General features: G+C 67.0%; 17 protein-coding genes and 6 pseudogenes. 11 read left to right on the forward strand and 12 right to left on the reverse strand.

Annotation, left to right across the window (positions count from 1 at the left end; all coding sequences use genetic code 11):
- Nucleotides 1–1,039: 1,039 nt before the first annotated feature.
- The 3 genes and pseudogenes from AD428_RS24795 to AD428_RS10205 all read right to left on the reverse strand — a co-directional run.
- Nucleotides 1,040–1,551, reverse strand: a pseudogene (locus AD428_RS24795) (3-deoxy-D-manno-octulosonic acid transferase); the annotation flags it as partial.
- Nucleotides 1,552–1,555: 4 nt separating this feature from the next.
- Nucleotides 1,556–2,572, reverse strand: a complete 1,017-nt coding sequence (gene waaC, locus AD428_RS10200; RefSeq protein ID WP_053245097.1) for a lipopolysaccharide heptosyltransferase I — start codon at nucleotides 2,570–2,572, stop codon at nucleotides 1,556–1,558.
- Nucleotides 2,573–2,708: 136 nt separating this feature from the next.
- Complete coding sequence (locus tag AD428_RS10205) at nucleotides 2,709–3,815, reverse strand: MraY family glycosyltransferase (protein WP_053245098.1); 1,107 nt, start codon at nucleotides 3,813–3,815, stop codon at nucleotides 2,709–2,711.
- Nucleotides 3,816–4,074: 259 nt separating this feature from the next.
- Here AD428_RS10205 and pgi (AD428_RS10210) point away from each other — a divergent pair, with 259 nt between their 5' ends.
- The 6 genes and pseudogenes from pgi (AD428_RS10210) (at nucleotide 4,075) to AD428_RS10230 (ending at nucleotide 10,132) form a co-directional block, all read left to right on the forward strand.
- Nucleotides 4,075–5,649, forward strand: coding sequence for a glucose-6-phosphate isomerase (gene pgi / locus AD428_RS10210; protein WP_053245099.1), 1,575 nt, complete (start codon nucleotides 4,075–4,077; stop codon nucleotides 5,647–5,649).
- Between the two features lie 255 nt (nucleotides 5,650–5,904).
- Nucleotides 5,905–7,026 (forward strand): O-antigen ligase family protein, encoded by a 1,122-nt coding sequence (locus AD428_RS10215; RefSeq protein WP_053245100.1) that lies wholly within the window; start codon nucleotides 5,905–5,907, stop codon nucleotides 7,024–7,026.
- Nucleotides 7,011–7,172 carry a hypothetical protein gene (locus AD428_RS26735; RefSeq protein ID WP_235489697.1) on the forward strand — a complete coding sequence of 54 codons (162 nt, stop codon included), beginning with the start codon at nucleotides 7,011–7,013 and terminating at the stop codon, nucleotides 7,170–7,172. Before AD428_RS10215 ends, AD428_RS26735 begins: the two co-directional genes overlap by 16 nt.
- A gap of 57 nt (nucleotides 7,173–7,229) precedes the next feature.
- Entirely contained in the window at nucleotides 7,230–7,799 is a 570-nt protein-coding gene (locus tag AD428_RS10220; protein WP_053245101.1) for an SRPBCC family protein, read from the forward strand.
- Nucleotides 7,800–7,832: 33 nt separating this feature from the next.
- Nucleotides 7,833–9,253 (forward strand): annotated as a pseudogene (locus tag AD428_RS10225) (MFS transporter).
- A gap of 12 nt (nucleotides 9,254–9,265) precedes the next feature.
- A complete protein-coding gene (locus tag AD428_RS10230; protein ID WP_053245102.1) occupies nucleotides 9,266–10,132 on the forward strand; it encodes a DMT family transporter in 867 nt (288 codons plus the stop codon).
- A gap of 9 nt (nucleotides 10,133–10,141) precedes the next feature.
- Here the strand turns inward: AD428_RS10230 and clsB are convergent.
- The 4 genes and pseudogenes from clsB to AD428_RS10250 all read right to left on the reverse strand — a co-directional run bounded on the left by clsB (nucleotide 10,142) and on the right by AD428_RS10250 (nucleotide 15,001).
- Nucleotides 10,142–11,351, reverse strand: a pseudogene (gene clsB / locus AD428_RS10235) (cardiolipin synthase ClsB).
- Nucleotides 11,348–12,210 (reverse strand): annotated as a pseudogene (locus AD428_RS10240) (endonuclease/exonuclease/phosphatase family protein). Before AD428_RS10240 ends, clsB begins: the two co-directional pseudogenes overlap by 4 nt.
- Before the next feature lie 292 nt (nucleotides 12,211–12,502).
- Nucleotides 12,503–14,286 (reverse strand): annotated as a pseudogene (gene aspS / locus AD428_RS10245) (aspartate--tRNA ligase).
- Entirely contained in the window at nucleotides 14,252–15,001 is a 750-nt protein-coding gene (locus AD428_RS10250) for a DUF502 domain-containing protein (RefSeq protein WP_369798733.1), read from the reverse strand. The pseudogene aspS and the gene AD428_RS10250 overlap by 35 nt, the downstream one beginning before the upstream one ends.
- Before the next feature lie 234 nt (nucleotides 15,002–15,235).
- Between AD428_RS10250 and AD428_RS27745 the strand changes: the two genes are divergently transcribed.
- Both AD428_RS27745 and AD428_RS27750 read left to right on the forward strand, forming a co-directional pair.
- The coding region (locus tag AD428_RS27745; RefSeq protein ID WP_235489724.1) for a GGDEF domain-containing protein at nucleotides 15,236–15,680 on the forward strand (445 nt) is incomplete at its 3' end.
- A gap of 1 nt (nucleotide 15,681) precedes the next feature.
- Nucleotides 15,682–16,626 (forward strand): annotated as a pseudogene (locus tag AD428_RS27750) (phospholipase D-like domain-containing protein); the annotation flags it as partial.
- A gap of 9 nt (nucleotides 16,627–16,635) precedes the next feature.
- On the opposite strand, the gene AD428_RS10260 reads toward AD428_RS27750, so the two are convergent.
- The 5 genes from AD428_RS10260 to pgi (AD428_RS10280) all read right to left on the reverse strand — a co-directional run bounded on the left by AD428_RS10260 (nucleotide 16,636) and on the right by pgi (AD428_RS10280) (nucleotide 22,696).
- Entirely contained in the window at nucleotides 16,636–17,502 is an 867-nt protein-coding gene (locus AD428_RS10260; protein WP_053245102.1) for a DMT family transporter, read from the reverse strand.
- A 12-nt stretch (nucleotides 17,503–17,514) separates the two neighbouring features.
- On the reverse strand, nucleotides 17,515–18,936 hold the full coding sequence (locus tag AD428_RS10265) for an MFS transporter (RefSeq protein WP_369798734.1): 1,422 nt from the start codon (nucleotides 18,934–18,936) through the stop codon (nucleotides 17,515–17,517).
- Nucleotides 18,937–18,969: 33 nt separating this feature from the next.
- Nucleotides 18,970–19,539: an SRPBCC family protein gene (locus AD428_RS10270; protein ID WP_053245101.1), complete on the reverse strand. Its 570-nt coding sequence runs from the start codon at nucleotides 19,537–19,539 to the stop codon at nucleotides 18,970–18,972.
- Between the two features lie 57 nt (nucleotides 19,540–19,596).
- Nucleotides 19,597–20,865, reverse strand: a complete 1,269-nt coding sequence (locus AD428_RS10275; RefSeq protein WP_053245104.1) for an O-antigen ligase family protein — start codon at nucleotides 20,863–20,865, stop codon at nucleotides 19,597–19,599.
- A gap of 256 nt (nucleotides 20,866–21,121) precedes the next feature.
- The gene (gene pgi / locus AD428_RS10280) at nucleotides 21,122–22,696 is read right to left on the reverse strand and encodes a glucose-6-phosphate isomerase (protein WP_053245099.1); all 1,575 of its coding nucleotides are present in this window, start codon (nucleotides 22,694–22,696) and stop codon (nucleotides 21,122–21,124) included.
- Between the two features lie 259 nt (nucleotides 22,697–22,955).
- Between pgi (AD428_RS10280) and AD428_RS10285 the strand changes: the two genes are divergently transcribed.
- From AD428_RS10285 to AD428_RS10295, 3 genes are all read left to right on the forward strand, one after another.
- The gene (locus tag AD428_RS10285) at nucleotides 22,956–24,062 is read left to right on the forward strand and encodes an MraY family glycosyltransferase (RefSeq protein WP_053245098.1); all 1,107 of its coding nucleotides are present in this window, start codon (nucleotides 22,956–22,958) and stop codon (nucleotides 24,060–24,062) included.
- A gap of 136 nt (nucleotides 24,063–24,198) precedes the next feature.
- Nucleotides 24,199–25,212 carry a lipopolysaccharide heptosyltransferase I gene (gene waaC, locus AD428_RS10290; protein WP_053245105.1) on the forward strand — a complete coding sequence of 338 codons (1,014 nt, stop codon included), beginning with the start codon at nucleotides 24,199–24,201 and terminating at the stop codon, nucleotides 25,210–25,212.
- Nucleotides 25,213–25,216: 4 nt separating this feature from the next.
- Nucleotides 25,217–26,344: 3-deoxy-D-manno-octulosonic acid transferase (locus AD428_RS10295; RefSeq protein ID WP_053245106.1), on the forward strand; the 1,128-nt coding region annotated here is incomplete at its 3' end.

Consider the following 26,344-nt stretch of genomic DNA (forward strand, 5'->3'; position numbering starts at 1 on the left):
TTTCGGGCTGGCTGGAAAGCCGCGCCAGGCCTAGCTTTCCGAGTTGGGTCACCTTAAAGAATACCGGCCCATGCCGCCGGTATTCTTACCCCCTCTCCCCTACTGATTTATGCACCCGAATGGGTGCGCATTACACTCCGCTCATTATGCGATGCGCAATGCGCATTTCGCAATACCCTCTCCAGGAGCACAACGAGCGACGTTCAGACGCCCCTGCCATGCCTGCGAAACATAGCGGCCCTTTTCGCAAACGCCTCCCATCAGAGAGCGCCCCCACCCGCTGCTCGGCGCCACAAGCCCTGAATCCATTAACACACTCAAATCAGGGAGATATTTCATGCATGGTCAGCACCAAGCTGGTTCCCTACCTTCTCGCGTCTATGAAAGGCACGGGGTAAGAATCTATTCCATCGGCTACAAACGCCCCAATGGCACATGGGCCTTTCGCCTAAGCTGCCACATTTCCGACCAGGAAGAAATCGCTGCACTTCGGGAGGAAGCAATACATCGAGCTACAGGGGATCAACAAGACTGCCTACACAGCAAAACGTTCTCTGCCGTTGCCAAGCACTGGCTCAACTGGCAAAAGACCCTGCCACCGGACTCAGCAGAAAAACGGGCCGATAGCACATTGACAGAAAACGAAAGGGAGGTAGCGCAACTCATTCGGGCCTTTGGCAGAAGAAGAGTCACAGCGCTGACCAAGGTTGACGCGTACACCTATCTGCGCGACGCTCAAAGCAAGGGTCGCTCCGCGAAGGGCAACAAAGAAATCGCATTGGCTAGACTCATCCTTGAGTATGCCGTCACGCTTGGCATCCTGATCAACAACCCGTTCGACCGGGTGAAGAAGTCAAAAACCAAACGTACCGCGCGTTTGGTGACGGACATTGAGATGGATCTGGCGGTCAGAGCTGGCCGACAGATGGGCGGGCAATACCTGGTGGTTGCCTTGGCATTGAAGACGGCTTGGCTATGCCTACGCCGCTCTGTTGAAGTCCGAGCGCTCCAGGTGCAGCAAATCAACGAGCAAGGCATCTCCTGGAAGGCGGGGCGACGACTCCGAAAACCGCGCGCTCCACCAGCGCCATCGGCACCGACGCGCCCGCGCGCCCGCCAGCCAGGTTCGGGCCAGATCTCGCGCTCGATCAGCAATCCGCAGCGCGGCGCGTGCGTCTCGAAAAAACCGCGCACCGCACCGGGAAAGTCATACGGCAGCCAGGCCTGGCGCAGCTGCCCGCTGGCAATGGCGTCGGCATACAGCCGTCCGCCCTCCGCGCGGCCCGTGGCCGTCATGTGCGTCAGCAGCACCGGCAGCCCCCGGTCGAGCAGCGCCCGCCACCAGCGCGCAGCGCGCGCGTATCGCCCAGGCTGACTGCGTGCACCCACACCGGCCGCGACTGTGCGGGGCCATCCGAAGCGGGCGCCCGCCCGAAGCGCTCGGCGGAGAAAACACCCACTCCCGCCCGCCCGGCGCGCGCGGCGCGCCATCCACAGCCACAACAAAGGAGAGAGTGCGCGCAGCGCCAGGGTATAGACGGCGCGGTTCATATCGTCAGCGCGCCGCCAGCGCCTGCTCCACCGCCGCCATCACCACTTCGCGCGACGGCGACGCGCCGCGGTCGCCCAGGCTGGCGGTGTAATTGGAACCCACCAGGGCGGCGGCGCACGGGCGTGGAAGCCCCGGTAAATACCGATGGGTCGGACGGCCCAGCGCGGCCGAAAGATGCGTCAGCCCGCTGTCCAGGCCCACCATGAGCCGGGAGCCGGCCAGGAGCCGCGCCACCTCGGTCAGGCTCATGCGGGGCATGACCTCCGCCAGCGCCGCGCCGGCGATCAGCAGGCGCGCGCGCTGGGCTTCCTGCTCGTTGCCCGCCAGCAGCTTGAGCGTGCAGCCGGCTTCCTGCAGGCGACGAAACACCGCCCGCCAGTCTTCTTCCGGCCAGAGCTTGTCGTCGCGGCTGGCCGACGGCATGATCACCGCATAGCCCTTGTCGGCCTCCAGATGGTGCAGCCGCCCTTCGGTTCCCGCCGCCTCGGCCTCGCGGGCCTCGGCCACCTCGCGCGCAAACGCCTGCAAGCCGAAATCGGGCAGCCCGGCGTACTGATAGCCGAACGTCAGCCCCGCCAACTTGCGTTGCCGGATCACCGCCGGCTGCCAGAACTCCACCCGGTGCCGCACGTTGTAGAACAGCGACGCCAGCGGCTCGCGCGCCGACCGCCAGTCCAGCCCGTGCCGCACCCCGCGCGCCTGGCGCACCAGCCAGGCGGACTTCAGCAGGGCCTGCATGTCGAGGATGATGTCGTAGCGCTTGGCCTGCAGTTGCTCGCGCAACGCGCGGCGTTCCGCCCGCACCCCGGCCGACCACCAGGCCTTGCGCCAGCGGCGGTGGGCCACCTTGATGATGCCGCTCACCGCCGGATGCCAGGAAGGAATCTCCGCAAACGCTTCCTCGACCACCCAATCGATTTCGGCATCCGGCACATGCCTGGCGATATCGGTGATCGCGGGCAACATGTGGACGAGATCGCCCAGGGAGGAGGTGCGAACGATGAGGATACGGGTGGGCATAGACAGGAAATGGCGTCCGGCGACGGCTCGCCGGACGCGTGCGGTTCAATGCAGTCCGCAATGTACAACAACTTGCGGCGCATTCTGCCGCGGCGGCGCAACTTTGCCGGACGCCGCGCCGACGATCCCGGCTGCGCTATCTGCGGCGCCGTTTGCACTTGACGATCATCCACTTGGGCATGCGAAACAGCACCAGGCGACGATACAGATAGATGTACGTGGCCGAAAACGCCAGGGTACAGAACATGAGCACGTAAGGACGCTGCCAGAACAGCACGGCCGGAATCACCGCCAGCGAAGACAGCAGCCAGAGATAGGGCGAGGTCATCGAATTGCGCTGGGTCTTGTGCCGCATTTCCCGCGAGCCTATGGCCCAACGCACCACCCGCTTGTAGATCAGCATGTGCAGATGGACGCCGTCCGGCGCGCCCGGAGAACGGCCGCGCAGCCATCGCTTGCGATAAATCGAGAACAGCGTTTCAAAGACGGGGTAGATGCAAAGCAGAAGGGGAAACCAGGCCGATACCTCGGGATGCCGCGCCAGCATGAGCACCGACAGTTCTCCGATGACGAAGCCCAGAAAATAGGCGCCGCCGTCTCCGAGGAAAATATGGCCATGCGGATAATTCCACACCAGAAACCCGATAACCCCGCCCAGCGTGCTGAGCGCGACGATGAGCAGCAGCCGGTCGCCCAGATAAAAAGACACGTAGGCAAAGCCCGCCAAAATCATCGCGGACACCACCGCTGCGAGCCCGTTGTAGCCGTCGATAATATTTATCGCATTCGCCGCCCCGCCGATAGCGATCGCGGTAAATACCAGCGAAACCACCCCGAACTGCAAGAACCAGTCGAGCCCGATAATATCCACCCGCGTGACGGCGGCCCCCACGAGATAATAGGCGGCCACGCCGGACGCCATGGCCAGGCCCAGCCGGATCAATACGCGCACATGCTTGGTCAGGTCTTCCGCAAACCCGCCGAGAAACGCCGGCATCGCCGACGCCAGCAGCAGGATCATGTCGGGCAGGATGTCCGGCTCGCGCACCGCCACGATGGCGCACGTGCAGCAGTTTGCGACGATCAGCGACAATCCGCCTATGCGCGGCACTGGCCGCGCGTGGTACTTTTGCACACCATGCAGGTCGTTGTCTGCGGTCAGTCCATCGTGCCAGGACCGGTACCGTACGATGAGCAGCGTAAAAACCAGCGAGACGAGAAAAGCCGCCAGGACATACAGCATAAAATGCGCCAGATCGAAGATTTGCCGGAATTGTACCGTCGGGGCGACAGCGGCAACATGCTTATTTAGGATGATCTACAAGAGTTTTAAAGACGCTTCAAAAGGAAAAAAGAGACTTATTCTGTTTATTCCGATATGCCCGCGCGGCGGCCGCTCCGTTTTTCCGATGGACGGCCGGCCCGCTTCGGCCGTCCCCGCGCCCGGATTCGGTTCCTGGCGATAGCGCCTATTGGCACCAACAGTCACATAAAAAGCATTCATGAAAGGTTTCCAAGGGCCCGAAATCCCGCCCACGCTGGGCAACCTGCCTCAATGGGAGGCGTTTCGCAAGGCAGTGAGCGAGGCGCCGTGTTCCGGCGAGACGCTGCGCATCCTCCGTGCCGCCACGCTCAGTCTCGATCTCAGCGCGCATCCCTATTCCGCCGAGGTGCGGGCAGCCGGCGAAGATCTGCTGCAGGCCAGGGCATTCACGCATGCCCGCGATGCCTTGCTTGCGGGCGAACCCGTCAATCAAACGGAAGACAGGGCAGCCTGGCACACCATGCTGCGCGCGCCGCGGCCGATTCCCGAAGTCGCCCGCGAACAGCAGCGCGTGCGCGAGTTCGTGGCGCAGGCCGACCGCGACGGCCGTTGGCGCACCATCATCCATATCGGCATCGGCGGCAGCGACTGGGGCGTGCGCCTGGCCGTGGACGCCTGCGCGGGCTGCGGCCACAGGCGCGAACTGAAGTTCGTGGCAAACCTCGATGGTCATGCGCTGCAGGTGGCGCTGGCGGGCGTGGATCCCCATTCCGCGCTGGTGGTCGTGACGTCCAAGTCGTTCACCACCACGGAAACGCTGACCAACCTGAAGCGCGTCATGAACTGGCTTTCCGAAGCGGGGGTGGCCGATCCCTGCCGGCAGGTCGTGGCCATCACGGCGCGCCCGGAATCGGCGCGGAAACTCGGCATCGCGGCGGACCACATCTTCCGGTTCTGGGATTGGGTGGGCGGCCGCTATTCGATCTGGTCGGCCGTGGGGCTGCCCGTGGCGTTGACGGTCGGCCATGAGGTCGTGGACGGCATACGCGCCGGCGCCGCCGACATGGACCGGCACTTTGCCCAAGCCGCCCCGGCGGACAACGCGCCGGCCCAACTGGCCCTGGCGGGCCTGGGCAACCGCAGCGTCCGGGGCCTGGGCTCGCTCAGCATTGCCGCCTATGACGCCCGTCTTCAGTACCTTGCTCCCTACCTGCAGCAGCTCGACATGGAATCGCTGGGCAAGTCGGTCGATATGCAGGGGCGGCCCGTCGACGTTCCCACGGGACCCTCCGTATGGGGCATGCCCGGCACCGATGGCCAGCATACGTTCTTCCAGTGGCTGCACCAGGGCAGCGAAGGCGCCGCCGTGGATTTCATTGTCTGCCGCCACGCGGACCACCAGTGGCCGGAAGAGCATGCCATGCTGGTGGCGAACTGCCTGGCGCAACGGCAGACGCTGCTGCGGGGCACCTCGCTGGAGGCGGACCGGGCCGCGCTGCTGGAACAGGGGATGCCTGCGGAAAAGGCCGAATGGCTCGCCAGCCACCGCGTCCACCAGGGCGGCCGTCCCTCCACGCTGATCGTCCTGCCCAAGCTGACCCCGCATGCGCTGGGCGCCCTGCTTGCTCTCTATGAACACAAAGTCTTCGTGCAGGCTCTGATCTGGGGCATCAACCCGTTTGACCAGTGGGGCGTGGAAGCCGGCAAGAAAATGGCGAACGGCATCCTGGCCGAACTTCGGTCGGGCGCCGCGGCCTCCGATCATGATCCCTCCACCCGGCACTGGATTTCGGTCTTTGGCCAAACTCCCTAGATCAGATCCGCGGACCTGGCCAACCCCCTTCGGGCCGGCTCCGCATCCCGGTAGGAATCTCCTTACGGCATTTCCGGCCACCTCCATGGCTGCCGGGGACCGCGGACCGGGCCGGGCCCAAGTTATGATTCAGCACCCCACGGGGCCGGCGTGAAGGCTATTTCCCTGCATCGGAGCCGCAGAGTCCTGCCGCCGATCCACTCCTGTTCGTTCGCATCACCGACCGGCCCGCCTGCCAAACCGGTGACATCCGCCATGCTTCCATTTCTAGACACCGCCATCATCGCCATCGTCGCCCTGGTTCCGCTCCTTGCCATAACCGTCGGCGGCGGCAGCGCCATCTTCTATCTGCTCCTGCTGGCCTGTCTGGCCGCCTGCTGCCTGCGCGAAGGGGGCTGGCGGGCATCGGTGCACTCGCTTCGGCCCTACCGCGGCGTGGTGGCGGCGCTCTTCGTAATGCTGGGGGCCATCGTGATAAGCCAGATCGCCCACGGAAACGTGCATGGCCCCTCGATAGAACGCGGGGCGCGCGTCTCCGTGGCCTTTCCCATTTTCCTGGCCGCCATGCTGGGCATCGACCGACGCCATCTCCAACAGGCTTTGTGGGGCGTCGTGCTTGCCGGGCTGACGGCCGCCGCCATCGTGTTCTGGCTGGCGCTTCCCGCGTTCGTGCGCCCCGATACGCCCCAACACAATGCCGTCACTTACGGCAACCTGATGCTGCTCTTCCTGGTGCTGGCGGCCTACGGCACGGGCTGGCATCTCACCGCCGGGCGGCGCCTCGAATCCGGGTTCAAGATCGCCGCCGCCGCCGTGGTCTTCGCCGCCTTCATTCTCACGCAGACCCGCACCGGCTGGATGGCCATTCCCTTGTTCGTCGTCGTCGGGCTCTGGCTGTTCGCCAAGGTGAAGCATCCCGGCAAGATGTTCGCGGCGCTGGGGGTCGCGTGCGCGCTCCTGGTGGCGCTGGGTTCCACCAACGAAGCGCTGCGCGCCCGCGTCGCCCAGGGCATACAGGAAGCCGAGGCGTGCCAGGGCGCGGGGGCCACGGCTGACACCTCGGTCTGCATCCGCCTTCAGTTGTGGCGCGCCTCGCGCCAGATAATCGAGGAACACCCCCTCTTCGGCCTGGGCAACACGCAGCGCTTCATCCCCGAACTGGAAGCGCGCGTGGCCACGGGCGTGGTGTCGCCCTTCGTGTCGCAGAACTTCGGCGAGCCGCACAATGACATGCTGAACATGCTGACGAGCTATGGCGTGCTGGGCGGCGTGGCGCTGATCCTGCTGTATGGCGCGCCCGCCGTGGTCTTCTTCAGGCGGCTGGGCGCTCGCATCCTCGCGAGGTCCGCGTGGCCGCCGCCATGGGGCTGGCATTGACGCTGGGCTTCGCGGTGTTCGGCCTCACGGAGCTCATGTTCCGCACCATGAAGACGCTGGGCCTCTACGTGATTCTTGCGGCCTGGCTGCTGGCGTTGAGCGACGGCGGCGCGGCCGCGCCGCCTCGCGCGCGGGCGCCTCGATAGTCAAACGCGCGGTTTGGTATCACAATGGGCGCATAAGGCTACTCCGAGGAGACGATCATGCGCATTGCTGATGCTCAATGGATTCCTTCGACCCAGCACCAGACCTGGGACGCCCTGACCGATCCGGCCGTATTGCAGCGCTGTATTCCCGGATGCGTCGCTGTCGAAAAGCGCAGCCCCACGGAATACGCGGTCACGCTCAGGGCCAAAGTGGCCGGGCTCGATACCGACTACGACGGCGAAATCCTCCTCTCCGACGTCGATCCGCCCAATAGCTGCACGCTGGTTTTCGAGGGCAAGGGAAAGGCCGCCTGCCTGGCCATCGGCACGGCCCAGGTCAATCTCAGCGCCAAGGACGAGGGCACGCGCGTAGCCTATACCGTGGCCGGCATGACCGGCGGCAAGCTTGCGGAGTACGGCGAAGGCGTGGTGCTGAAGGCCGGCGAGAAAATCATCGAGAAGTTCTTTGCCGCCTTCATCGATTACATGGCGGCCCAGCCGCGGCTGGCCCCGCCTCCCAAGCCGCCCGAACCTCCCGAACGCGGCCTGGCGAATTCCCGCTGGTCGTGGGTGGTGGTGGTGCTCGTCGTGGCCATTTTCTGGGGCTACCACGCATTTTATAAGTGATTTCCCTAGGGGGCGGATGCTATGCTTGGCGGCATGTCAATGCCGCCTCCGTCCCCTGCCTCCTCATCGACCTCCCACACGCGCAGGGAGCTGCTGATGGCCATGGCCGGCGTGGCGGCCACCGTCGTGCTGGCCGCGTTCGACTCCACGATCGTCACCACCACCCTGCCCCGCGTTGCCGAGGCCCTGAACGGCATGGCGCTCTATGCGTGGGTGGGCACCGGCTACCTGCTGGCCACCGCGGCCTCCATCCTGATTTTCGGCCGGCTCGGCGATATGTTCGGACGCAAGCCGCTGATGCTGATTTCCGTCTCCATCGTGGCGCTGGGCTCCATCGCCTGCGGGCTGGCGCAAACCATGCCGCAACTGATCGCATTCCGCACGCTGCAAGGCATCGGGGGCGGCATGATGATCGCTACGGCTTTTGCCGCCCCCGCGGACCTTTTCCCGGACGCCAAGCGGCGCGTCAAATGGATGGCGCTCGTGTCCGCCGCGTTCGCCATGGCCAGCGGCATCGGCCCCGTGCTCGGCGGCGCGGCCACCCAGGCGCTGGGCTGGCGGGCGGCATTCTTCATTTCGCCCGTCGCGGCGGCCGGTGCGCTCTTCCTGCTGGCGCGCTATTTTCCCCGCATCCGGCCGATACACGACGAAAGCCGCAAGGTCGACTGGGTGGGAGCGATCCTGCTGGTGCTGGCCGTGGGTTGCCCGCTGGCGGCCATCGAGCTGGCATTCGCCGCCGGCGATCACGCGCATCCCATGCTGGGCCTGGCGCTGGCCATCACGGGCTGTGCGGCGATCGCACTGCTCATTCCCATAGAACGCCGCGTGGCCGCACCCATTTTCCCGTTGCGCGTACTGTCCGGACGCGAACCGCAGCTACTCAACGTCGCGGCCATGACGGTCGGCGCCGTGATGTTCATCCTGATCTTCTACAGCCCGCTGCTGCTGCAGCAGGTGCTGGGCTACAGCCCCAGCCAGGCCGGCCTGCTGCTGACGCCGCTGGTGGCGGCCATCTCGGTCGGCAGCATCATCAACGGACGGCTGTTCCCACGGCAGACCGAACCGCAGCGGCTGATGATGTTCGGAGCCGGCCTGCTTGCGGTCGGCTCGCCATGGTCCTGCTCATCTCTCCCGGCACCGGACCCTGGTGGATCCTGCTGGCGTTCTTCGTCAACGGCTGTGCGCTGGGCTTCCTGCTGCCCAACCTGACGCTGTTCATGCAGATGCTCAGCGAGCGCCGGGACGTGGGCGTGGCCTCGGCGCTGGTGCAGACCACGCGCGCCATCGGCAGCGCCGTCGGCACGGCGGTGGTGGGCATTCTCATCTCGCAAAGCAGCGTGCTGGATGGCGTGCGCACCGGACTGGTCCTGTGCATCGGCCTGGCGGTCGCCTGTGCCGTGCTGGCGCATCGCGTCAAAATGAAAAACCTGGCCACGCCCCGCGAGGCCGCCTGAGCGCACATCTCCATGCAACGCCGCGACCTGCTGGACCTTCTGCTGCTGGCCGCCGTCTGGGGCGGCTCTTTTCTCTTCATGCGCGTGGCCGTGCCGGACTTCGGCCCGGTGGCGCTGATCGAGCTGCGCGTGGGCCTGGCGGCGCTGTTCCTGCTGCCCGCCGCGCTGTGGCGGGGCAGGCTGCCCGTCATCGCGCGCCACTGGAAAGCCATTCTGCTGGTGGGCACCTTCAACGCCGCCCTGCCCTTCCTGCTGTATGCCTACGCGGCGCAATCGCTGGGCGCGGGCTTCCTGTCCGTGGCCAACGCGGTAACGCCCGTATGGGGCGCAACGATCGGCTGGCTGTGGCTGAAAGACCGGCTGCCGTGGTCGCGGTCCGTGGGGCTGGTCATTTCGCTGGCGGGCATCGTGGTGCTGGTCTGGGACAAGCTTGATTTCGACGCCGGCGGAACCGGCCCGGCCGTGCTGGCAGCCGTCTGCGCCCCCGTGTTCTACGGCGTGGCCGCCAATTGCACCAAGCGCTTTCTCACGGGCGTGGACGCGCTGGCCAATGCCACGGGCAGCATGATCGCCGCCACGCTGGTGCTATTGCCCCTGACCATCACGGCCTGGCCCGAAACGCCCGCATCCTGGCAAGCCTGGACCGCCACCATCCTGCTGGCCGTGGTGTGCACCGGCGCCGCCTACATCGTCTTCTTCAGGCTGATCGCCAATGTGGGACCGACGGGCGCCGTCAGCGTCACGTTCCTGGTGCCCATTTTCGGCGTCGTCTGGGGCGCCTGGCTGCTCGACGAAAGCGTTACCGCCTCCATCGCGGTCGGCGCGGGCATCATCCTGGTAGGCACCGCCCTCGCGCTGGGCGTGCTGCGGCCGCGTTGAGGCCCACCCTCAGTACTTGTCCGAACTCCCCGTCAACGCCACACCGATCCGCAGCAGCGTGTACGACACCGCGTCCACGCAGCGGCGCAGCCAGCCGCGGCGGCGGTAGTCCAGGGGCCGGATGAAGCGGCCGCCTTCGCGGATGGCGGTTTCGAGGCGTTCTTGCAGATCCCAGGCGAAGGGCTGGTCGTCGACCACGACATTGGCTTCGCGGGCGAGCAGCAGGCTGAAGGGATCGAGGTTGGAGGAGCCCACCGTGGCCACGTTGTCGATGACGGCGACCTTGGCGTGCAGGTAGCTCGGCATGTATTCGTAGATCTCGATGCCGTCGCGCAGGAGCTGGTCGTAGAGCGAGCGCGTGGCATGGTATTGCATGCGGTACTCGACCTTGCCCTGCAGCAGCAGGCGCACCCGCACGCCGCGGGCGGCGGCTTTGGCCAGGGCGCGGCGGAACTGCATGCCGGGGAAGAAGTACGCGTTGGCGATGAGGATGTCGCGCCGGGCGCGGGCGATGCCGTAAAGATAGGCGCGCTCGAAGGTCTGGCGAAAGCGCAGGTTGTCGCGCAGCACCAGGGCGGCGCGCAGCGTGCCGTGCGGCGAGGCGTCTTCGTGCCGGGGCTTGAGCAGGCGCATGTGGCGCCACTCGCCGGGATGGCGGCGCAGCCGCGCCCAGTTCAGGCGCACCCACAGCAGGTCCTGGGCGTAGGCGGCCTGGGTGGCCAACGGCCCTTCGACGCGCACGGCGAAGTCGAAGCGCGGCGCGGCGATGCCGTCGGCGGGCTCCAGGTCGTCGTAGTCGTCGATGATGTTGATGCCGCCGATGAAGGCGATGCGGCCATCGACCACGGTCACCTTGCGGTGCAGGCGCGCAGGCGGCTGCGCGAGAAGACGAACTTGCCCAGCCAGCGCGGCTCGGGCCGGAAGATGCGGCAGTGCGCGCCGGCTCGGTGAGCGCGGTGCGGATGGCGTCGGCGGTGGCGGCCGCGCCGAATCCGTCCAGCACGACGCGAACCTTCACGCCGCGCTGCGCGGCGGCGATGAGTTTTTCCAGCACCCGCCGCCCGGTGCGGTCGAGCATGAAGATGTAGGTTTCGAGGTGGACGCTGACGCGCGCGGCGTCGATGGCCTCGCACAATGCCGGGAAGAAATCCGTGCCGTTCTGCAGCAGCCGGATGTCATTGCCCTCGGTCCAGTCCAGCTTGACCTGCTCGGCCTTCACGGGAGTTCCAGCTCGGCCAGCAGGGGAGAATGGTCGGACAGGCGCGCCCATTCGCGGCCGCGCAGCACGCGCGCGCTGCGCACCGCGAATCCGCGCTGGTAGATGCGGTCGAGCCTGAACCAGGGAAAGACGGCGGGGAAGGTGCGCGGCGGGGGCAGCAGCAGCCGGCCGGCGCCTTCCATGCCGAGCTGGTTGGTGCGCTCGAGCACGGTGACGCCGTTGGGCACGCCGCGCAGCGCGCGCGCAGCCGCCTGACGGAGTCGCGCAGGCGGGGCAGCTCGCCGCCGTGGGTGCGCGGGGCGTGCGAGAACACTTCGTACAGGCCGAGCTGCTGCACGAACAGCGGCGCCAGGCGGTCGCCCCAGTCATTGAAGTCGCCGGCGACAAGGATGGGGTCGCCTTCGGGCACCATGCGCTGGATGCGTTCGGTCAGCGCCAGGATCTGGCGGCTGCGGCTGCCGGCGAACAAGCCCAGGTGCACCACGAAGCAGTGCACGGCATGGCCGTCCACCTCGATGCGCGCGTGCAGCAGGCCGCGCTGTTCGAGCCGGTGGTCGGAGATATCCTGGTTTTCGTGCTCGAGAATGGGGTAGCGCGAGAGCAGCGCGTTGCCGTGGTCGGTCTGGCTGCGGATGGCGTTGCGGCCGTAGGCCACGTCCAGCCGCAGGGCCGCGGCCAGGGATTCGTGCTGCGCGTCGAGCAGAGACTTGTTTTCGTTGCGCCCCTGGACCTCCTGCAGGAACACCAGGTCGGGACGCAGGCCGTACAGGCCCAGACGCAGCTCGTTCAAAGACTCGCGGCGGCCCAGCGCCGAGCGTCCCTTGTGGATGTTGTAACTGACGACACGAATGAGCGACATAGAAGAGATGGCGCCTTGAAGCCGAAAAACCGCCGGCCGCCCCTTGCGGGAAATGCTCCGGCCCGGCTGGCGTCTGCCAGATTACCGCATTTCAGCCGCCCGTTTCCGCATTCCCCGTCAACGCCCTTGCGGAACCGGCAGGCCCGCAGACAGCGACCACGAGCCCCGCCCCCACAGCACGCCTCCCCAAGCCAGACCGCGGGGATCCGGCTCTGCCGGTCCCCTGCGGGCGCCCCCCTCCGGGCGGGCTCCGCTTGAGGGGGAAGCGCCGCGGGCGCTTCGGGGAATGGGTTTACTTCTCGACGTTGCGCAGCCGGATATGCAGCTCGCGCAGTTGCTTCTCGTCGACTTCCGAGGGCGCCTGCGTCAGGAGGTCCTGGGCGCGCTGGGTCTTGGGGAAGGCGATCACGTCGCGGATCGATTCGGCGCCCGTCATCATGGTGACGATGCGGTCCAGGCCGAAGGCGATGCCGCCATGGGGCGGCGCGCCGTACTGGAGGGCGTCGAGCAGGAAGCCGAACTTCTCGCGGGCCTCTTCCGGGCCGATCTTCAGGGCGCGGAACACCTTGCTCTGCACGTCCTCGCGGTGGATACGCACCGAGCCGCCGCCGATTTCCCAGCCGTTGAGCACCATGTCGTATGCCTTGGCGTAGGCCTTGCTGGGATCGGATTCGAGGAAGTCCTCGTGGCCGTCCTTGGGGCTGGTGAAGGGGTGATGAGCGGCGGTGTAGCGGCCGTCTTCCTCGTCGTATTCGAACATGGGGAAGTCGACGACCCACAGCGGCTTCCAGCCTTCGGTGGACAGCCCGGTCTTCTTGCCGAATTCGCTGTGGCCGATCTTGACGCGCAGCGCGCCGATGGCGTCGTTGACGACCTTCTCGCGGTCGGCGCCGAAGAAGATGATGTCGCCGTTCTGGGCGCCGGTGCGCTTGATGAGCTCGGCCAGGGCGGCGTCATGGAGGTTCTTGACGATGGGCGATTGCAGCCCGTCGCGGCCCTTGGCCACGTCGTTGACCTTGATGTAGGCCAGGCCCTTGGCGCCGTAGATGCCCACGAACTGGGTGTAGGCGTCGATTTCGCTGCGCGACATCTCGGCGCGCCCGGCACGCGCAAGGCCACCACGCGGCTGCCCGGAGCGGCCGCGGCGGCGGCGAACACCTTGAAGTCCACGTCGCGCATGACGTCGGTCATGTCGGTGAATTCGAGGTTGACGCGCAGGTCGGGCTTGTCCGAACCGTAGCGGCGCATGGCTTCCGCCCACGGCATGATGGGGAACGGCGAAGGCAGGTCGACGTTCTGCACCACCTTGAACACGTGGCGGATCATGTTTTCGAATATCTCGCGGATCTCGACTTCATCGAGGAACGAGGTTTCGCAATCGATCTGGGTGAATTCGGGCTGGCGGTCGGCGCGCAGGTCTTCGTCGCGGAAGCACTTGGTGATCTGGTAGTAGCGGTCGAAGCCGGACACCATCAGCATCTGCTTGAAGAGCTGGGGCGACTGCGGCAGCGCGAAGAAGTGGCCCGGGTTCACGCGCGAGGGCACGAGGTAGTCGCGCGCGCCTTCGGGCGTGCTCTTGGTGAGCATCGGGGTTTCGATGTCGATGAAGCCGAGCTGGTCCAGGAACTTGCGCACCTCGATGGAGACGCGATAGCGCAGCATGAGATTGCGCTGCATCTGCGGACGGCGCAGGTCCAGCACGCGGTGCGTCAGGCGCGTGGTTTCCGACAGGTTGTCGTCGTCGAGCTGGAAGGGCGGCGTCACCGAGGCGTTGAGGATTTCCACTTCCTTGCACAGCACTTCCACCTCGCCGGAGGCCAGGTCGGGGTTGGCCGTACCGGCAGGACGCTCGCGCACCAGGCCGGTCACGCGGATGCAGAATTCGTTGCGCAGGCGTTCGGCCGTGGCGAAGGCGGCGTTGTCCGGATCGAACACGATCTGCGCCAGGCCGGCGCGGTCGCGCAGGTCGATGAAGATGACCCCGCCGTGGTCGCGGCGGCGGTTCACCCAGCCGAACAGGGTGACGGTCTGGCCGAGATGGTCACGGCAAACCTGGCCGGTATAGCAGGTACGCATGCGGGATGACTCCGTTGTGTGTGCTTGGTTGTAGCGTAAGGGTTACGAATCGACGCCGGGCGGGTTGCTCGCCCCGGGCGCCGCGGGAAGGGGGCGGAAGGGGCCGCGGGGGCTGGCGGCACGCCGTCGGCGCCGGGGCGACCACGCCCATGGAAACGATGTACTTCAGCGCCGCGTCGACGCTCATGTTCAGGTCCAGGGTGTCGCCGCGCGGCACCATGAGGAAGAATCCCGAGGTGGGATTCGGCGTGGTGGGCACGTAGACGCTGATGAGGTCGCCCTCGAGCTTGTCGGCCACCTCGCCGCCCGGCGTGCCGGTGACGAATGCGATGGTCCAGGCCCCGGCGCGCGGATACTGCACCAGCACCGCGCGGCGGAACGCCTGGCCGTTGGGCGCGAGCACGGTATCGCTGACCTGCTTGACCGAGTTGTAGATGGACCGCACCAGGGGAATGCGCCCGAGCAGCCTTTCCCACTGCTCGACCATGCTGCGGCCGATCAGGTTGGCGGCGAACACGCCCGTCAGAAGCACCACCACGATGACCAGCAGGAAACGGAAACCGGGAATGTCGACGCCGAAGAGGGATTCGGCCGACAGGAAGCTGGGCACGAACCCTTCCAGGGTGGCGACCAGCAGGCCCAGCACCCATACTGTGATGACCAGCGGAACCCAGATCAGCAGGCCGGTGATGAAGTACTTCTTGATGACGCGCATACGCATCGCATGCGCTCTAGGTGGCGGCCGGCGATCCGGACCCTGCCCCTGCTGGTGGTGTCGCTCGCGCTGATCTGGCTGCTGTCGCGCTGGATCGTGCGCCCGCTGGGCCAACTGGCGGACATCGCCCGCCACATGCAGGACCCGGACGCCGAACAGCGCATACGCGGCGTGCGATCGTGGTACGTGGAGGCGGCGCAGCTGCGGCGCGGCCTGCTGGTGGGCCTGGCGGCCATGCACCACAAGCTGCGCGACCTGCGCCGCGAAAGCACCACGGACAAGCTCACGGGCGTGCTCAACCGGCGCGGCCTGGACGAAGCCATGGCGCTGCTGCAGGCGGAAGAGTCGCCCGTGTCCATCGTCATCCTCGACGTGGATCATTTCAAGCGCATCAACGACCACTACGGCCACTCCGCGGGCGATCGGGCGCTGCAGCGTCTGGCGGCCCTCATGGCCGAGGGGTCGCGCATCGGCGACACGCTGCGCGAGCTACCGGCGGCGAGGAGTTCGCCATGCTGCTGCCCGGCGCAGCCTCACGGCGGCGGCGGCCATTGCCGAGCGGCTGCGCGAGCGGCTGGCCGGCCTGGCGGCGCCGCAGGACATCCCGGTGGCATTCACCGTGTCGGTGGGCGTGGCCCACTACCCCACGCACGGCGCCACGCTCGCCGAAACCCTGGACNCTCACCGAGGCCGGCGCGCACTGCCGCATCTTCCGGCCCGAGCCGCGCTGGCTGGGCAAGTTCGTCTTCTCGCGCAGCCGCCTGCGCCGCCTGCACCGCAAGGTGACCGTGGTCGATGGCCGCATCGCCTTCATCGGCGGCATCAACATCATCGACGACTACGACGACCTGGAGCCCGCCGACGGCATCGGCGCGCCGCGCTTCGACTTCGCCGTGCGCGTCGAAGGGCCGTTGGCCACCCAGGCCGCCTACGCCCAGGACCTGCTGTGGGTGCGCCTGAACTGGGCGCGGCTGCGCCGCCATCCCGGCGAGTGGCGCCACATGCGCCTGCTCAAGCCCCGGCACGAAGACGCCTCGCCGCACGGCACGCTGCGCGCCGCCCTGGTGCTGCGCGACAACCTGCGCTTTCGCCAGACCTTCGAGCGCGCCTATCTTTACGGCATCGCCCGCGCCCGGCGCGACATCCTCATCGCCAACGCGTACTTCTTCCCCGGCATGCAGTTCCGCCGCGCCCTGGCCAAAGCCGCCGCCCGCGGCGTGCGGGTGCGCCTGCTGCTGCAGGGCAAGGTCGAGTACCGCATGCAATACCATGCCACGCGCTCGCTCTACGACCAGCTCCTGCGCGACGGCATCGAGATCTACGAATACATGCCGAGCTACCTGCACGCCAAGGTCGCCGTCATCGACAACGTGGCCACGGTGGGCTCCTCCAACCTCGATCCCTTCAGCCTGCTGCTCGCCCGCGAAGCCAATGTCGTGGTCGACGACCAGCCCTTCGCCTGGGATCTGCAAGAACGCCTCGAAACCGCCATCCGCGAAGGCGGCCGCTTCATCCGGCCCCTGGACTACCGCCGCCGCGGCTGGCTGCGCCGCTGCGTGGACGCGGTGTCGTACACGCTGCTGCGGATCGGTGTGGCGTTGACGGGGAGTTCGGACAAGTACTGAGGGTGGGCCTCAACGCGGCCGCAGCACGCCCAGCGCGAGGGCGGTGCCTACCAGGATGATGCCCGCGCCGACCGCGATGGAGGCGGTAACGCTTTCGTCGAGCAGCCAGGCGCCCCAGACGACGCCGAAAATGGGCACCAGGAACGTGACGCTGACGGCGCCCGTCGGTCCCACATTGGCGATCAGCCTGAAGAAGACGATGTAGGCGGCGCCGGTGCACACCACGGCCAGCAGGATGGTGGCGGTCCAGGCTTGCCAGGATGCGGGCGTTTCGGGCCAGGCCGTGATGGTCAGGGGCAATAGCACCAGCGTGGCGGCGATCATGCTGCCCGTGGCATTGGCCAGCGCGTCCACGCCCGTGAGAAAGCGCTTGGTGCAATTGGCGGCCACGCCGTAGAACACGGGGGCGCAGACGGCTGCCAGCACGGCCGGGCCGGTTCCGCCGGCGTCGAAATCAAGCTTGTCCCAGACCAGCACCACGATGCCCGCCAGCGAAATGACCAGCCCCACGGACCGCGACCACGGCAGCCGGTCTTTCAGCCACAGCCAGCCGATCGTTGCGCCCCATACGGGCGTTACCGCGTTGGCCACGGACAGGAAGCCCGCGCCCAGCGATTGCGCCGCGTAGGCATACAGCAGGAAGGGCAGGGCGGCGTTGAAGGTGCCCACCAGCAGAATGGCTTTCCAGTGGCGCGCGATGACGGGCAGCCTGCCCCGCCACAGCGCGGCGGGCAGCAGGAACAGCGCCGCCAGGCCCACGCGCAGCTCGATCAGCGCCACCGGGCCGAAGTCCGGCACGGCCACGCGCATGAAGAGAAAAGAGCCGCCCCAGACGGCGGCCAGCAGCAGAAGGTCCAGCAGGTCGCGGCGTTGCATGGAGATGTGCGCTCAGGCGGCCTCGCGGGGCGTGGCCAGGTTTTTCATTTTGACGCGATGCGCCAGCACGGCACAGGCGACCGCCAGGCCGATGCACAGGACCAGTCCGGTGCGCACGCCATCCAGCACGCTGCTTTGCGAGATGAGAATGCCCACCACCGCCGTGCCGACGGCGCTGCCGATGGCGCGCGTGGTCTGCACCAGCGCCGAGGCCACGCCCACGTCCCGGCGCTCGCTGAGCATCTGCATGAACAGCGTCAGGTTGGGCAGCAGGAAGCCCAGCGCACAGCCGTTGACGAAGAACGCCAGCAGGATCCACCAGGGTCCGGTGCCGGGAGAGATGAGCAGGACCATGGCGGAGCCGACCGCAAGCAGGCCGGCTCCGAACATCATCAGCCGCTGCGGTTCGGTCTGCCGTGGGAACAGCCGTCCGTTGATGATGCTGCCGACCGAGATGGCCGCCACCAGCGGCGTCAGCAGCAGGCCGGCCTGGCTGGGGCTGTAGCCCAGCACCTGCTGCAGCAGCAGCGGGCTGTAGAAGATCAGGATGAACATCACGGCGCCGACCGTCATGGCCGCGACGTTGAGTAGCTGCGGTTCGCGTCCGGACAGTACGCGCAACGGGAAAATGGGTGCGGCCACGCGGCGTTCTATGGGAATGAGCAGTGCGATCGCCGCACAGCCCGTGATGGCCAGCGCCAGGCCCAGCATGGGATGCGCGTGATCGCCGGCGGCGAATGCCAGCTCGATGGCCGCCAGCGGGCAACCCACGGCCAGCACCAGCAGGATCGCTCCCACCCAGTCGACCTTGCGGCTTTCGTCGTGTATCGGCCGGATGCGGGGAAAATAGCGCGCCAGCAGGAAGAGCGCACCGGCCGCCGCGACGGGCGAAATGAAGAATGCCGCCCGCCAGCCCAGCGCCTGGGTGGCCGCGCCGCCGAGCACGGGGCCGATGCCGCTGGCCATGGCGAACGCGGCGGACACGAGCGCCATCCATTTGACGCGCCGCTTGGCGTCCGGGAAAAGGTCCGCGGGGGCGGCAAAAGCCGTAGCGATCATCATGCCGCCCCCGATGCCTTGCAGCGTGCGGAATGCGATCAGTTGCGGCATGGTTTGCGCCAGCCCGCAGGCGATGGAGCCCAGCGCCACGATGGAGACGGAAATCAGCATCAGCGGCTTGCGTCCGAACATATCGCCGAGCCGGCCGAAAATCAGGATGGAGGCCGCGGTGGCCAGCAGGTAGCCGGTGCCCACCCACGCATAGAGCGCCATGCCGTTCAGGGCCTCGGCAACGCGGGGCAGGGTGGTGGTGACGATCGTGGAGTCGAACGCGGCCAGCACGACGGTGGCCGCCACGCCGGCCATGGCCATCAGCAGCTCCCTGCGCGTGTGGGAGGTCGATGAGGAGGCAGGGGACGGAGGCGGCATTGACATGCCGCCAAGCATAGCATCCGCCCCCTAGGGAAATCACTTATAAAATGCGTGGTAGCCCCAGAAAATGGCCACGACGAGCACCACCACCACCCACGACCAGCGGGAATTCGCCAGGCCGCGTTCGGGAGGTTCGGGCGGCTTGGGAGGCGGGGCCAGCCGCGGCTGGGCCGCCATGTAATCGATGAAGGCGGCAAAGAACTTCTCGATGATTTTCTCGCCGGCCTTCAGCACCACGCCTTCGCCGTACTCCGCAAGCTTGCCGCCGGTCATGCCGGCCACGGTATAGGCTACGCGCGTGCCCTCGTCCTTGGCGCTGAGATTGACCTGGGCCGTGCCGATGGCCAGGCAGGCGGCCTTTCCCTTGCCCTCGAAAACCAGCGTGCAGCTATTGGGCGGATCGACGTCGGAGAGGAGGATTTCGCCGTCGTAGTCGGTATCGAGCCCGGCCACTTTGGCCCTGAGCGTGACCGCGTATTCCGTGGGGCTGCGCTTTTCGACAGCGACGCATCCGGGAATACAGCGCTGCAATACGGCCGGATCGGTCAGGGCGTCCCAGGTCTGGTGCTGGGTCGAAGGAATCCATTGAGCATCAGCAATGCGCATGATCGTCTCCTCGGAGTAGCCTTATGCGCCCATTGTGATACCAAACCGCGCGTTTGACTATCGAGGCGCCCGCGCGCGAGGCGGCGCGGCCGCGCCGCCGTCGCTCAACGCCAGCAGCCAGGCCGCAAGAATCACGTAGAGGCCCAGCGTCTTCATGGTGCGGAACATGAGCTCCGTGAGGCCGAACACCGCGAAGCCCAGCGTCAATGCCAGCCCCATGGCGGCGGCCACGCGGACCTCGCGAGGATGCGAGGCGCCCAGCCGCCTGAAGAAGACCACGGCGGGCGCGCCATACAGCAGGATCAGCGCCACGCCGCCCAGCACGCCATAGCTCGTCAGCATGTTCAGCATGTCATTGTGCGGCTCGCCGAAGTTCTGCGACACGAAGGGCGACACCACGCCCGTGGCCACGCGCGCTTCCAGTTCGGGGATGAAGCGCTGCGTGTTGCCCAGGCCGAAGAGGGGGTGTTCCTCGATTATCTGGCGCGAGGCGCGCCACAACTGAAGGCGGATGCAGACCGAGGTGTCAGCCGTGGCCCCCGCGCCCTGGCACGCCTCGGCTTCCTGTATGCCCTGGGCGACGCGGGCGCGCAGCGCTTCGTTGGTGGAACCCAGCGCCACCAGGAGCGCGCACGCGACCCCCAGCGCCGCGAACATCTTGCCGGGATGCTTCACCTTGGCGAACAGCCAGAGCCCGACGACGACGAACAAGGGAATGGCCATCCAGCCGGTGCGGGTCTGCGTGAGAATGAAGGCGGCGAAGACCACGGCGGCGGCGGCGATCTTGAACCCGGATTCGAGGCGCCGCCCGGCGGTGAGATGCCAGCCCGTGCCGTAGGCCGCCAGCACCAGGAAGAGCAGCATCAGGTTGCCGTAAGTGACGGCATTGTGTTGGGGCGTATCGGGGCGCACGAACGCGGGAAGCGCCAGCCAGAACACGATGGCGGCGGCCGTCAGCCCGGCAAGCACGACGCCCCACAAAGCCTGTTGGAGATGGCGTCGGTCGATGCCCAGCATGGCGGCCAGGAAAATGGGAAAGGCCACGGAGACGCGCGCCCCGCGTTCTATCGAGGGGCCATGCACGTTTCCGTGGGCGATCTGGCTTATCACGATGGCCCCCAGCATTACGAAGAGCGCCGCCACCACGCCGCGGTAGGGCCGAAGCGAGTGCACCGATGCCCGCCAGCCCCCTTCGCGCAGGCAGCAGGCGGCCAGACAGGCCAGCAGGAGCAGATAGAAGATGGCGCTGCCGCCGCCGACGGTTATGGCAAGGAGCGGAACCAGGGCGACGATGGCGATGATGGCGGTGTCTAGAAATGGAAGCATGGCGGATGTCACCGGTTTGGCAGGCGGGCCGGTCGGTGATGCGAACGAACAGGAGTGGATCGGCGGCAGGACTCTGCGGCTCCGATGCAGGGAAATAGCCTTCACGGCCGGCCCCGTGGGGTGCTGAATCATAACTTGGGCCCGGCCCGGTCCGCGGTCCCCGGCAGCCATGGAGGTGGCCGGAAATGCCGTAAGGAGATTCCTACCGGGATGCGGAGCCGGCCCGAAGGGGGTTGGCCAGGTCCGCGGATCTGATCTAGGGAGTTTGGCCAAAGACCGAAATCCAGTGCCGGGTGGAGGGATCATGATCGGAGGCCGCGGCGCCCGACCGAAGTTCGGCCAGGATGCCGTTCGCCATTTTCTTGCCGGCTTCCACGCCCCACTGGTCAAACGGGTTGATGCCCCAGATCAGAGCCTGCACGAAGACTTTGTGTTCATAGAGAGCAAGCAGGGCGCCCAGCGCATGCGGGGTCAGCTTGGGCAGGACGATCAGCGTGGAGGGACGGCCGCCCTGGTGGACGCGGTGGCTGGCGAGCCATTCGGCCTTTTCCGCAGGCATCCCCTGTTCCAGCAGCGCGGCCCGGTCCGCCTCCAGCGAGGTGCCCCGCAGCAGCGTCTGCCGTTGCGCCAGGCAGTTCGCCACCAGCATGGCATGCTCTTCCGGCCACTGGTGGTCCGCGTGGCGGCAGACAATGAAATCCACGGCGGCGCCTTCGCTGCCCTGGTGCAGCCACTGGAAGAACGTATGCTGGCCATCGGTGCCGGGCATGCCCCATACGGAGGGTCCCGTGGGAACGTCGACGGGCCGCCCCTGCATATCGACCGACTTGCCCAGCGATTCCATGTCGAGCTGCTGCAGGTAGGGAGCAAGGTACTGAAGACGGGCGTCATAGGCGGCAATGCTGAGCGAGCCCAGGCCCCGGACGCTGCGGTTGCCCAGGCCCGCCAGGGCCAGTTGGGCCGGCGCGTTGTCCGCCGGGGCGGCTTGGGCAAAGTGCCGGTCCATGTCGGCGGCGCCGGCGCGTATGCCGTCCACGACCTCATGGCCGACCGTCAACGCCACGGGCAGCCCCACGGCCGACCAGATCGAATAGCGGCCGCCCACCCAATCCCAGAACCGGAAGATGTGGTCCGCCGCGATGCCGAGTTTCCGCGCCGATTCCGGGCGCGCCGTGATGGCCACGACCTGCCGGCAGGGATCGGCCACCCCCGCTTCGGAAAGCCAGTTCATGACGCGCTTCAGGTTGGTCAGCGTTTCCGTGGTGGTGAACGACTTGGACGTCACGACCACCAGCGCGGAATGGGGATCCACGCCCGCCAGCGCCACCTGCAGCGCATGACCATCGAGGTTTGCCACGAACTTCAGTTCGCGCCTGTGGCCGCAGCCCGCGCAGGCGTCCACGGCCAGGCGCACGCCCCAGTCGCTGCCGCCGATGCCGATATGGATGATGGTGCGCCAACGGCCGTCGCGGTCGGCCTGCGCCACGAACTCGCGCACGCGCTGCTGTTCGCGGGCGACTTCGGGAATCGGCCGCGGCGCGCGCAGCATGGTGTGCCAGGCTGCCCTGTCTTCCGTTTGATTGACGGGTTCGCCCGCAAGCAAGGCATCGCGGGCATGCGTGAATGCCCTGGCCTGCAGCAGATCTTCGCCGGCTGCCCGCACCTCGGCGGAATAGGGATGCGCGCTGAGATCGAGACTGAGCGTGGCGGCACGGAGGATGCGCAGCGTCTCGCCGGAACACGGCGCCTCGCTCACTGCCTTGCGAAACGCCTCCCATTGAGGCAGGTTGCCCAGCGTGGGCGGGATTTCGGGCCCTTGGAAACCTTTCATGAATGCTTTTTATGTGACTGTTGGTGCCAATAGGCGCTATCGCCAGGAACCGAATCCGGGCGCGGGGACGGCCGAAGCGGGCCGGCCGTCCATCGGAAAAACGGAGCGGCCGCCGCGCGGGCATATCGGAATAAACAGAATAAGTCTCTTTTTTCCTTTTGAAGCGTCTTTAAAACTCTTGTAGATCATCCTAAATAAGCATGTTGCCGCTGTCGCCCCGACGGTACAATTCCGGCAAATCTTCGATCTGGCGCATTTTATGCTGTATGTCCTGGCGGCTTTTCTCGTCTCGCTGGTTTTTACGCTGCTCATCGTACGGTACCGGTCCTGGCACGATGGACTGACCGCAGACAACGACCTGCATGGTGTGCAAAAGTACCACGCGCGGCCAGTGCCGCGCATAGGCGGATTGTCGCTGATCGTCGCAAACTGCTGCACGTGCGCCATCGTGGCGGTGCGCGAGCCGGACATCCTGCCCGACATGATCCTGCTGCTGGCGTCGGCGATGCCGGCGTTTCTCGGCGGGTTTGCGGAAGACCTGACCAAGCATGTGCGCGTATTGATCCGGCTGGGCCTGGCCATGGCGTCCGGCGTGGCCGCCTATTATCTCGTGGGGGCCGCCGTCACGCGGGTGGATATTATCGGGCTCGACTGGTTCTTGCAGTTCGGGGTGGTTTCGCTGGTATTTACCGCGATCGCTATCGGCGGGGCGGCGAATGCGATAAATATTATCGACGGCTACAACGGGCTCGCAGCGGTGGTGTCCGCGATGATTTTGGCGGGCTTTGCCTACGTGTCTTTTTATCTGGGCGACCGGCTGCTGCTCATCGTCGCGCTCAGCACGCTGGGCGGGGTTATCGGGTTTCTGGTGTGGAATTATCCGCATGGCCATATTTTCCTCGGAGACGGCGGCGCCTATTTTCTGGGCTTCGTCATCGGAGAACTGTCGGTGCTCATGCTGGCGCGGCATCCCGAGGTATCGGCCTGGTTTCCCCTTCTGCTTTGCATCTACCCCGTCTTTGAAACGCTGTTCTCGATTTATCGCAAGCGATGGCTGCGCGGCCGTTCTCCGGGCGCGCCGGACGGCGTCCATCTGCACATGCTGATCTACAAGCGGGTGGTGCGTTGGGCCATAGGCTCGCGGGAAATGCGGCACAAGACCCAGCGCAATTCGATGACCTCGCCCTATCTCTGGCTGCTGTCTTCGCTGGCGGTGATTCCGGCCGTGCTGTTCTGGCAGCGTCCTTACGTGCTCATGTTCTGTACCCTGGCGTTTTCGGCCACGTACATCTATCTGTATCGTCGCCTGGTGCTGTTTCGCATGCCCAAGTGGATGATCGTCAAGTGCAAACGGCGCCGCAGATAGCGCAGCCGGGATCGTCGGCGCGGCGTCCGGCAAAGTTGCGCCGCCGCGGCAGAATGCGCCGCAAGTTGTTGTACATTGCGGACTGCATTGAACCGCACGCGTCCGGCGAGCCGTCGCCGGACGCCATTTCCTGTCTATGCCCACCCGTATCCTCATCGTTCGCACCTCCTCCCTGGGCGATCTCGTCCACATGTTGCCCGCGATCACCGATATCGCCAGGCATGTGCCGGATGCCGAAATCGATTGGGTGGTCGAGGAAGCGTTTGCGGAGATTCCTTCCTGGCATCCGGCGGTGAGCGGCATCATCAAGGTGGCCCACCGCCGCTGGCGCAAGGCCTGGTGGTCGGCCGGGGTGCGGGCGGAACGCCGCGCGTTGCGCGAGCAACTGCAGGCCAAGCGCTACGACATCATCCTCGACATGCAGGCCCTGCTGAAGTCCGCCTGGCTGGTGCGCCAGGCGCGCGGGGTGCGGCACGGGCTGGACTGGCGGTCGGCGCGCGAGCCGCTGGCGTCGCTGTTCTACAACGTGCGGCACCGGGTGGAGTTCTGGCAGCCGGCGGTGATCCGGCAACGCAAGTTGGCGGGGCTGACGTTCGGCTATCAGTACGCCGGGCTGCCCGATTTCGGCTTGCAGGCGTTTGCGCGCGAGGTGGCCGAGGCCCGCGAGGCCGAGGCGGCGGGAACCGAAGGGCGGCTGCACCATCTGGAGGCCGACAAGGGCTATGCGGTGATCATGCCGTCGGCCAGCCGCGACGACAAGCTCTGGCCGGAAGAAGACTGGCGGGCGGTGTTTCGTCGCCTGCAGGAAGCCGGCTGCACGCTCAAGCTGCTGGCGGGCAACGAGCAGGAAGCCCAGCGCGCGCGCCTGCTGATCGCCGGCGCGGAGGCGGCGGAGGTCATGCCCCGCATGAGCCTGACCGAGGTGGCGCGGCTCCTGGCCGGCTCCCGGCTCATGGTGGGCCTGGACAGCGGGCTGACGCATCTTTCGGCCGCGCTGGGCCGTCCGACCATCGGTATTTACCGGGCTTCCACGCCCGTGCGCACGCCGCTGGTGGGTTCCAATTACACCGCCAGCCTGGGCGACCGCGGCGCGTCGCCGTCGCGCGAAGTGGTGATGGCGGCGGTGGAGCAGGCGCTGGCGGCGCGCTGACGATATGAACCGCGCCGTCTATACCCTGGCGCTGCGCGCACTCTCTCCTTTGTTGTGGCTGTGGATGGCGCGCCGCGCGCGCCGGGCGGGCGGGGAGTGGGGTGTTTTCTCCGCCGAGCGCTTCGGGCGGGCGCCCGCTTCGGATGGCCCCGCACAGTCGCGGCCGGTGTGGGTGCACGCAGTCAGCCTGGGCGAGACGCGCGCGGCGCAGCCGCTGGTGCGGGCGCTGCTCGACCGGGGGCTGCCGGTGCTGCTGACGCACATGACGGCCACGGGCCGCGCGGAGGGCGGACGGCTGTATGCCGACGCCATTGCCAGCGGGCAGCTGCGCCAGGCCTGGCTGCCGTATGACTTTCCCGGTGCGGTGCGCGGTTTTTTCGAGACGCACGCGCCGCGCTGCGGATTGCTGATCGAGCGCGAGATCTGGCCCAACCTGCTGGCGGGCGCGCGGGCGGCGCGGGTGCCGATGGCGCTGGTGAGCGCGCGGTTTTCGGAGTCGTCGCTGCGCCAGGCGCGCCGGATGGGCAAGGTGATGCGCGAAGCGCTGTCGGGCCTGGACCAGGTGCTCGCGCAGACGGCTCAGGATGCGGGGCGGTTGTCGCAAGCAGGCGCGGCCGATGTCGTGGTGACGGGCAATCTGAAATTCGATCTGGCGCTGCCCGCCGCCCAGGTGGACGCGGGCCGCGCCTGGCGCCAGCGGCTGGGCCGGCCGGTGGTAGCGGTGGCCAGTACGCGCGAGGGCGAAGATGCGCCGTTCATCGAGGCGATTTCGCGGGCGGCCGCGGAGCCGGGCGCGCCGCTCTTTCTGTTGATTCCCCGGCATCCCCAGCGTTTCGAGGAGGCGGCGGGCCGTCTGGCCGCCGCGGGGCTGCGGTTTGCGCGCCGTTCGGCGGGGCAGGAGCCGGAGGCCGGCACGGCGGTGCTGCTGGGCGATACGCTGGGGGAGATGGCGTTCTATTACGCGGCGTCCGACGTGGCGATCGTGGCGGGCAGTTTCGCGCCGCTGGGCGGGCAGAACCTGATCGAGGCCTGCGCGGCGGGCGTGCCGGTAATCGTGGGGCCGCATACGTTCAATTTCCAGCAGGCAGCGGCCGACGCCATCGCGGCGGGCGCGGCGCGGCGCGAGCCGGAC

The organism is Achromobacter sp. DMS1 (assembly GCF_001270295.1).